The sequence below is a fragment of the Candidatus Micrarchaeia archaeon genome, from assembly GCA_041650355.1.
Classification (GTDB): Archaea; Micrarchaeota; Micrarchaeia; order Anstonellales; family Bilamarchaeaceae; genus JAHJBR01.
Genome location: JBAZLI010000037.1, coordinates 1 through 9,125, shown reverse-complemented (window position 1 = coordinate 9,125; position 9,125 = coordinate 1). Strand labels below are relative to the sequence as shown.

Annotated in this window: 9 protein-coding genes; 6 read left to right on the top strand and 3 right to left on the bottom strand. The window is 55.1% G+C overall.

Translation table 11 applies throughout. The annotated features are described in order from the left end of the window. From WC488_03330 to WC488_03310, 5 genes are all read left to right on the top strand, one after another. On the top strand, positions 1 to 408 hold a 408-nt coding region (locus WC488_03330), incomplete at its 5' end, for a hypothetical protein (GenBank protein ID MFA5077434.1). A 6-nt stretch (positions 409 to 414) separates the two neighbouring features. Further along, positions 415 to 2,193 carry a DUF2207 domain-containing protein gene (locus WC488_03325; GenBank protein ID MFA5077433.1) on the top strand — a complete coding sequence of 593 codons (1,779 nt, stop codon included), beginning with the start codon at positions 415 to 417 and terminating at the stop codon, positions 2,191 to 2,193. A 4-nt stretch (positions 2,194 to 2,197) separates the two neighbouring features. Beyond that, a complete protein-coding gene (locus WC488_03320) occupies positions 2,198 to 2,515 on the top strand; it encodes an MGMT family protein (protein ID MFA5077432.1) in 318 nt (105 codons plus the stop codon). Between the two features lie 13 nt (positions 2,516 to 2,528). After that, on the top strand, positions 2,529 to 5,054 hold the full coding sequence (locus WC488_03315) for a cation-translocating P-type ATPase (protein ID MFA5077431.1): 2,526 nt from the start codon (positions 2,529 to 2,531) through the stop codon (positions 5,052 to 5,054). A 45-nt stretch (positions 5,055 to 5,099) separates the two neighbouring features. Further along, a complete protein-coding gene (locus tag WC488_03310; GenBank protein ID MFA5077430.1) occupies positions 5,100 to 6,188 on the top strand; it encodes a [Fe-Fe] hydrogenase large subunit C-terminal domain-containing protein in 1,089 nt (362 codons plus the stop codon). On the opposite strand, the gene WC488_03305 is transcribed toward WC488_03310, so the two are convergent. The 3 genes from WC488_03305 to WC488_03295 form a co-directional block, all read right to left on the bottom strand. Further along, on the bottom strand, positions 6,173 to 6,718 hold the full coding sequence (locus WC488_03305) for a hypothetical protein (protein ID MFA5077429.1): 546 nt from the start codon (positions 6,716 to 6,718) through the stop codon (positions 6,173 to 6,175). The genes WC488_03310 and WC488_03305 overlap by 16 nt on opposite strands. Before the next feature lie 114 nt (positions 6,719 to 6,832). Beyond that, positions 6,833 to 7,720: a tRNA-dihydrouridine synthase family protein gene (locus tag WC488_03300; protein MFA5077428.1), complete on the bottom strand. Its 888-nt coding sequence runs from the start codon at positions 7,718 to 7,720 to the stop codon at positions 6,833 to 6,835. A 1-nt stretch (position 7,721) separates the two neighbouring features. Further along, positions 7,722 to 8,126, bottom strand: coding sequence for a hypothetical protein (locus WC488_03295; GenBank protein ID MFA5077427.1), 405 nt, complete (start codon positions 8,124 to 8,126; stop codon positions 7,722 to 7,724). Between the two features lie 324 nt (positions 8,127 to 8,450). Between WC488_03295 and WC488_03290 the strand changes: the two genes are divergently transcribed. Continuing rightward, the coding region (locus WC488_03290) for a hypothetical protein (GenBank protein MFA5077426.1) at positions 8,451 to 9,125 on the top strand (675 nt) is incomplete at its 3' end.

Sequence of the window (9,125 nt, the reverse complement as noted above, 5' to 3'; positions counted from 1 at the left end):
GTGCTTGGGGTTGAATGCATGGTGCTTATGGGTATCAGCATGGGAAATCGCCAGATACTGGGAAGATGGAGCGGCGAGGGGCGCGTGGCCGAGCAGAGGTGGAAAAATTTCAAAAAATACATGGGCGATCTCACGCTGATGAAGGAAAAGAAGGTTGGGGATATTGTGATTTGGGAGACCCTACTGGTATATGCAACGGCTTTCGGGGTTGCTGATAAAGTTATAGCTGCAATGAAGGTGGAGGTTCCTGCACAGAAGATGAGGGGCACGCACTTGGTTATGTACGGAATGTACGCTCCGCACCTGGCGCGCTCTGTTTCCTCTGCAACCTCTGCAGCCACTGGAGGTTCTCGAGGCGGGCACGGCGGCGGGGGCGGAGGAGGTGGTGGAGGCGGAGGGGCGAGGTGAACGGGCATGGGGATGAAAAACTTTTTCCTGGCACTTCTTCTGTGCGCGGCTGTATTTTCCTTTTCAATAGACTCTTATTACACCCATGCGACCGTTCTCCCCAACGGCGATTTGAACGTTTACGAGAAGATGGACTTCACGCTCGAGAAGGAGTACAACGAAGGGTACAGGTCCATAAGGCCTGAGGATTTCGGTTCTCTCTCGGATATAATCGTGAAGAGCGTGAAGGTGAACGGGAAAACCGTGGCGCACGAGCTCAATTTGAACGGCAATAACGCGGAAATAGTGTGGAAAAAAACCTTTGCCGGAAAGAACGCGGTGGAGATTGAATACGCCATAAAGAAGAGGGTGGACTTGTACAGCGATTTCGCCAAGGTTTGCTACGAGCATTACGGGGCGAACTGGCAGGTCGCCGCAAAGGGGCTGCGCGCCGAGATGACGCTTCCTGAGGGAAGCAGGGGCAAGGACATGCACTTCGAGATTTATTCCGCGAAGCAGGGAAGCAGCGCAGTCCAGGATTTGACAATAGTGAGCGAGATTGCCGATGTTCCAGCGGGAAACTATGTGGGCGGATGCTACCTTTTTGACAAGGGCGCGGTGGGCGCTTACAGGAAAACGTTCAACGAATCCGCGCTCGCGATACTGAAAAACGAGAGGGAGATATACGGCTCCAAGGAGGTTTTCAACGGCGGGATGCCTGGAACTGGTTTGGAATATTGCTGCGTCCCGGTTTTCATAATCCTGCTCATGATTTCTGCGGTAAAATTCGCGCAGGGGATGGGGAAAAAGAAGCTCGCGGAAAACATACTGCCCCCTGATGAAGAAGAGCCGGCAGTGGTCTCGGCGCTGGTGGTTAATGATTTTCCGGAGAAGGACTTGTTCGCTTCCACTCTGCTGGACTTGATAAATAAAGGAGTCGTGGATATTGTGGAGTTGGAGAAGAAGGGAGAAACGTCCGCGGAGGCGAAAAGGGAGCGCACCATCCTAATGCTTAGGAAAAGGCCCGCGGACCTCAAGCCTTACGAGCAGGCGCTGCTGGACATGATATTTTCATCTGGAAAGGAAGTGGATTTGGACAGGATGGCTGATGAGTTCAAGGGAATAAAAACCATGGCTGACGCCAAGAAGCTGCCGATACAGAAGAACATGGACAAGTATCTTGAGGAAGTGAAAAATATAGTGAAGGCGAAAGGGCTCTGGGGCGCGGCCCAGGGGAAGCAGAAGAAGTACGGGATGTACCCGCTCGCTTTCTTCGCCGTTGCCATAGTCGGAATCGGAGGGGTGTTCTCGCTGATGTCGGGAATCAGCATTTCGTCAGGGCTCACATGCTGCTCCTCGCTGGGGATAATCGCGCTCGCAGCTTATCTCACTTACGTGAGTGCGACCGGAACTTCGGTCCCGAAAGGGTTCGAGCAGGAGCACGCGAAATGGGACGCCTTTTACAGGGCTGTGAAGATGAGCAGGATGAAGGAATATCCTCCAGCGTCCGCAATCGTGTGGGGCAAGGTCCTTGTTTACGCAACCGCTCTGGGTGTCGCGGACAAGGTGAAGAGCCATCTCTCAGAGCTTGACGCACTCATAGTGAAAAAAGTGGAGGGGATGGACAGGACGAGGGTGCACACGTACGTTTTCTACCATTCCGCCATGGAAGTCAGGAACCTGTCCAAGTACGGGACAAGGCATCTGGAAAGCCACAGCGGGTTCTCAGGGCATTCGAGCGGCGGATGGAGCTCCGGTGGCGGAGGGTTCAGCGGCGGGTCTTCTGGAGGCGGGGGATTCAGGTGAGAAATTGGAATTGAGCAAGGCGCAGCTGAAAAAGCTGGGAACGCTCACTGAATTTGAGAGGAAGGTGCTGTACGAGTGCGCGAAAATCCCGGAAGGGGAAACAAGGGCGTATTCTGAAATAGCGAACGCGATTGGAAAGCCAGGTGCTGCGCGTGCCGTGGGGAACGCGCTTGCGAAGAATCCGCTTGCTCCGCTCATACCGTGCCATAGGGTGATTGGGACGAGGGGAATGGGGGGCTACAGCGGGAAAGGAGGCGTGAGAGCGAAGAGAAGGATGCTGGCGCTGGAGCGCAGGAAAACTCACTCTTTAAAGCGTAGCTGATAAAATTTTAGGGATGGAAAACAGCTCAAGACTAGAGCAGCTTATCGAAACGCTCAGGACTGATGAAAAAAACGGGCTCGGCGACTTAGAGGTATCGGAAAGGCTGGAGAAATACGGGAAGAACCTGCTCGTGCCCAAGAAGAAGGAAATAAGATGGGGCATGCTGGCTTTCCTGAAGGAGCCCATGATTTGGCTGCTTGCGATTGCCGCAGCGGTGTATTTCGCGCTCGGGGAGATGCTGGACGCGGCGGTGATGCTGGTGGCGATAGTTCCTATCGCACTGATAGATATAGTGATAGAGCTGCAGACCGACAAGGCGCTCGAGAAATTGGAGAAGCTCGGCGAGCCGTTCGTGAGCGTGGTGAGGAACGGCGCGAGGATGAAGGTAAAGTCAGAGGAGCTCGTGCCTGGGGATATTGTAATTATTGAAGAGGGCGACATGGTGATGGCCGACTGTGCCATACTCTCCTCTTCGGATTTGAGCGTGGACGAATCCGCGCTCACCGGCGAATCAGAACCCATGGCGAAGCAGAGGCAGGAGCTTTTCTCTGACGAGTTTTTCGGGAACCCTGGCGCTGTTTTCGCAGGCACCACAGTGGTTTCCGGCAAAGCGGTCTGCGCGGTTGTGAAGACCGGTTCGCAAACGCATTACGGGAAAATCGGCGGGACGCTCGGGAAAACCAAAGCTGTGAAGACTCCGCTCCAGAAGGACATAGAGAAGATAGTGGAAACCATAGGGATTTTCGCAATCTTCCTCTCGCTTGCGCTCATAGGGGTGGAGCTTTACACCGGCGGAAGCTGGTCGCACGCGGTAATAGGCGGGATAAGCCTCGCCACTGCTGCGATTCCTGAGGAGTTCCCTGTGGTGTTCACGCTCTTCCTGAGCCTGGGGATGTGGAGGCTCGCGAAAGCGAACGCGCTCGTGAAGAAGCTCTCGGCGGTTGAAACGCTGGGGAGCGTGAATGTCATATGCACGGACAAGACAGGGACGATAACGCAGGGGAGGATGGCGGTCTCGGAGATTTTCACTCCTGGAATGGCGGTTGAGGAAAATGCGGCAGGATTTTTGGCCGGGGATGGGAGAAAAGCTGGGGAATTGCTGCTCTACTCGCTCATGGCCTGCGAGAAGGAACCGTATGATTTCATGGAAAAGGCGCTGTTCGAGTACGCGAAAGGGAGCGATGCGGAAGGCAGGATAGGGAGATGGGAGCTTGCGGCTGAGTACGCGTTTGACGCGAAAACAAGGCACATGTCCCATGTCTGGAGCCATGCAGGGGAGCTGAGGATATGCGCAAAAGGCTCGGTTGAAGGAATATTGCGCATTTGCAGGATGGGCGGGGAGGAAAAGAAAAAGGTGCTGCACGCGAACGAGCGCATGGGCGAGAGGGGGATACGGGTGCTTGCGCTCGCGACCAGGAAACTGGAGAAGATAGGAGGGCGCACGCATGACGAGAAGGATTTGGAATTCGTGGCGCTGCTGGGCTTCGCGGACCCGATAAGGGAGGGGGTTGCGCACGCGATGGAGGAGTGCCAGAGCGCAGGAATAAGGGTGGTGATGCTGACCGGGGACCACAAGGCCACCGCGCACGCGATAGCGCACCAGGCGAGCATAGACCACGGGGAAGTGATTGACGGAAGGCAGCTTGAGGGGCTCGGGGAAAAGGAGTTCCTAGGGATGCTGAGGGGCAACAGCATATTCTCAAGGGTGATGCCCGAGCAGAAGCTCAAGATAGTGGAGGGCCTGCAGAAGCTCGGCTACAGCGTCGCGGTGACAGGGGACGGGATAAACGACGCGCCTGCGCTCAAGAAGGCGGACATAGGGGTGGCGATGGGCCAGAGGGGCACCGAGGTTTCGAAGGAAGCCGCGGCATTCGTGCTGCTTGACGACAATTTCAAGACAATTGTGGATGCGGTGAGGAACGGGAGAAGGATATATGACAATTTGCAGAAGGCTTTCGGGTATCTCATAGCGTTCCACGTGCCCATATTCCTGACCGCGCTGGCGTTTCCGCTCCTGGGCCTTCCGCTGCTGCTGTTGCCGATACATATCGTGCTGCTGGAGATAGTGCTGCACCCGGTTGTTTCGATAGTTTTCGAGCAGGAGCCTGAGGAAAGGGACATAATGCGGAGGCCCCCGAGGGACAGGAAAAAACAGATGCTGGGCTCAGGGGAGATAGCGCGGCTGGTCGCTGACGGATTCCTGGTATTCCTGGGGACTGCGGCAATGTACTGGGTTGCGCATTCCGGAGGGGCGGATGAGGAAACCGCGAGAGCGATGGGCTTCACCGCCATGCTCGTCGGGCAGGTGCTCCTCATAGCGCCCCTGCTGTCCAAGAAAAGGATGGGCGCAGAAGCGCTTGGGAACATCTATTTCCTGCTCACAATAGTGATTGTTGCGGTTGCGTACTGCGCGCTCATGTACGTTCCTGCGCTCGCAGAGATAATGAAGATAGCTCCGCTCGGGGCTGGGGAGTGGGCATTGGCGCTGGGCGCTGGGCTCGTGCCGGTTGTTTTCGCTGAACTGGCAAAGAAATTCTGAATCGCAGTCGCCTGGTTTAAAAGATTAATCCGAGCAGAATAACCGATGCCCATGAAAGAGAATATTTTGTTCGGCGAGCCGCTGTTCAGGAAGCTCGAGGAGGAGAAAGCCGGCGGGAAGCTGATGGTGGCTGAAGTGGCGCCTGCGGTAAGGGTGGCGCTCGGGGAGATGTTCGGCTTCGAGCCAGGGAGAAACACAATGGGCAAGATTGTATCGCTCCTCAGGAAGCTCGGGTTCGATTACGTGGTTGAAACCCCGCTCGGGGCCGACATAGCGACTTATTACGAAGCTATGGACGTGAAGGAAAGGCTGGAGAAAGGGACCGGGAAATATCCAATATTCAATTCGTGCTGCATAGGGTGGAGGACGTACGCGCAGGCCAAGCATCCCGAGCTGCTGAAGAACATAACCATAATCGCGTCGCCCCAGATGACCATGGGCGCGGTCGCGAGGTTTTACCTGGCGAAGAAGCTCGGCAGGAAGCCCGGCGACATCAGCATAGTGGGGATAATGCCCTGCACGCTCAAGAAAAACGAGACAGATGAGAAGATGAAGAACGGGCACAGGTACGTGGATTATGTTGTAACTACAGTGGAGCTTGCGCAATGGGCCAAAGGCAAGGGTTTGGACCTGGCCAGGATGGAAGACGGGGCGCTTTCGGAAATCATGCCCGGGAGCTCGAGGGACGGGATGGTGTTCGGGGTGAGCGGCGGGATGAGCGACGCTGTGCTCGAAACCATGGCAGGGCTCATGGGCGAAAAAACGGAAGTGGTTGATTTGGATGAGGACGGAGCCATAAGGACCAAAACTGTGAAAATAGGCAAGCATGAATTGAACATCGCGGTTGTGCAGGGGTTCCCGAATTTCGAGAAGATTTACGATGAGATACAGTCCGGGAAGAGATACCACATGGTGGAAGTGATGATGTGCCCGTACGGGTGCGTCGGCGGCCCCGGACAGCCGCCGCTCGCGCTGGAAAGGGTGAAGGAGCGCAGGGCTGGATTAGTGAGGGCAGGAGGGGAGTCCAGGAGCAAGACTCCGCTGGACAGTCCTGGACTGAAGGCGCTCATGGATGAATTTTTGGAAACGATGGGAAGGAAAAAACTAGAGGAGTTAATCTATTTCAACAGATGAGCGAAGCGGCGCAGGATGAGCACCGCGATGCCGCCCATGAGCGCGGTCGCGAACTGCATCGGCCCCATCTGGAAAAGGAGCGCTGAGGGGACTAAAGATAAGCCCGCGAGAACGAACGCTCCTGAGAAAAGGAGCGCTGATTTTGAAACAGATGCAAGAACCAGCGTTTTGAAATAGCCTAATCTGGCCGCGGATTGCAATTCCCTGATGATATGCACTAATAGGAAGTTTCCGGCCCAGATGAACGGGAGCATGTAAACCAGGAAAAGGGTGAATGGGCCGAAGACCGCGCCGTTGAGCAGGGCCGCGATTGAAGGCAGCATCACCACAGGAAGAACCTGGCGGCCTTTGAAGTGCAGGGCTGAGATTATGAGGAGCGCGTTCACTATTGTGCCGGTGACGAGTTGGGAGGAAGGGAAAAGGAATGGGAGCGAAAATGCGATTGCCGAGTAAACCGCAAGCTCGATTTTCCAGTATTTTTCAGGCCACAGACGCGCATTCTCATCAATGGTTACGTTTATTTCGCCCATGGATGGTTTTTCCTGCACGTGGTTAAATAACCTATCGCATCCTTTGCCGCATGGGCGTGCATTAGTGTGCACTGGCACGCACCATGTGCGCCAGCATATGCAGCAACGCAGAAATTACTGGCCGAAGCTTGAAACCATCTCTTCAAGCTCTTCCGCGCTCTTGCACTCTGAAAGCGCGCGCCTCAGCCCGGAGCTTCCTGGGCAGCCGCGGAAGAATTCGAAGGCCTTGAGCCTGAGGTCGGAAAGGCGGCGTCCGGAATATTTATCAACGATGTGCAGGTATTCTCTGAAGATGCGCTTCTTCACTTCTGCGCCGCCGGGTTCTTTTCCTTCAAAAACGAGCGGGTTGGAGAGCGCTGCGCGCCCAATCATGAAGGAGTCGCAGAAGCCTTCGCGTACCAGGGATTTTCCCTGGGCCAGCGTGCATATGTCTCCGTTGCCGATTACCGGGATTTTGGAATTTTCCTTTATTGACTTTATCGCTTCCCAGTCTGCCTTTCCGGAGTAGAGCTGCTGCGGGGTGCGCCCGTGCACTATGAGGAAGTCCGCATTTTGCACTGCGGAAACTGCTGCGAGCGTTTTTTCCATATTCTGGGCGAGGCGCATTTTCACAGAGACTGGAAGCCCGGCTTTCATCACTGCGGCCAGGATTTTTTTCAGCAGGGCGGGTTTTTCAAGCAGGGCGCTGCCGCAGCCTGAGCCGAAGGTTTTTGGGGACGGGCACCCGGAGTTTATGTCTATCCATTTCACGAACCGGAATTTTTTCACTATCTCCTTGGCCGCATTTTCAAAATCCGCCGGAATTGAGCCTACAAGCTGGACGCCCAGATATCTCTCCTTTTCGCTGAGCTCCAAACTATTTGCGTACTGGGAGCTGCGCGAGAGCGCGGACGCTGAAACAAGAGGGACCACGGTCGCTTTGGCGCCGTGCTTCTGCATGAGCAGCCGGAACGGCAGGTTGGTGTAATTGTCTATGGGCGCGAGGAAGTTTTTTCCGAGCATTTTAAGCATCCCATCCGCCGAGCCATTCGCAATTCCTGGAAAGCTTTTGTTTCTTCGCGTCTTTTATCGCAAGCCACTCGAATCCTAAGCCTTCAGAGGGTTTGGCGAACGCTTTTTTCGCAGTGATTTTGAAAACCAGCACAGGAATCCAGCGCTTGCTCCTCCTTGAGCCCGCGTTGTGCCTGCCCTCGCGGATTATGCCGTGGATTTGCGCGTCTATACCGAGCGATGAAGCGAACAGTTCGGAAAGCTTCTGCACAGGGTTAGAGCCCTGGGGCGCGATTACGCAGGGCAGTTCCAGCACATAGCGTTCGCCGAGCCGCCGGGTCATGAACAATACCCTGTTCCCGTCCTCGAGCGCGCCTGCGATAAGGACTTCGGGCCTGGGCATTTTTCTCATGCGCATGGAGGAATTTAGGGAGATTCAATATAAAATCCAGCGCACGCGAAGTGGATGCGAACTCTGGAACATACTCCTTTTAGGGGCAAACAGAGCGTTTGGCGATGGTGTACGCGATGTCCGAGCTTGCTTGTACAGATGTCGTCGGAATGCCGACGACACTAAGCGCTTTATGCACCGAGCACTGGGGGTTTGATGCATATAATAGAAGAGGGGTTGTTAAGGGGAAGCTAATTCTAGAATATGCCCCTTAAACGGAAATGTTTATATTAGTTGGATAATACTCTAAAGCGGTCAGCGCGACTGAAGAGCTTTTGTAGGTGTGTGGAAATGGACCGGCAGATTGAACGCATAGTGAAGGATATCTCCTCTTTGAAGGTGCAGGGCGCCAGGAATGTCGCGAAAAGCGCGGTGGAGGCCCTCATACTGCAAGTGATAAAATCCAGGGCTAAGAGCAGGGACGAATTGTACTCGGAGCTTCTGGAGGTGGGCGATGCGCTCGCCTCTGCAAGGCCCACCGAGCCGATGATGCGGAACGCGATACGCGACGCTGTGAAGTTCACATACATGCAGATAAAGACGAAGCCGGCCCAGGACGTGGAGGCGCTGAAGAAGACGGTGGTGCGCGAAGCAGCTTCATATTTCAAAAAAATGGAGGAGGACCACAAAAAAGTGTGCGAATACGGCGCGAGGCTCGTGCCGCAGGGCGGAAAAATAATCACGCACTGCCACAGCTCCACTGTTACGGGAATATTGAAAAGGGCGAAAGATTTGGACGTGGAATTCGAGGTGGTCGCACTCGAGACCAGGCCGCGGCTCCAGGGACGCACCACGGCAAGGGAGCTTGCTGAATATGGGATAAAGACCACGCTGGCCGTGGACGGCGCTATGAACACGTTCATGAAGGACGCGGACTTGTGCATCGTGGGCGCGGACGCGATAAGCTCGATGGGGGACTTGATAAACAAGGTCGGGACTTCCACGCTGGCGCACGTGGCGAGGATG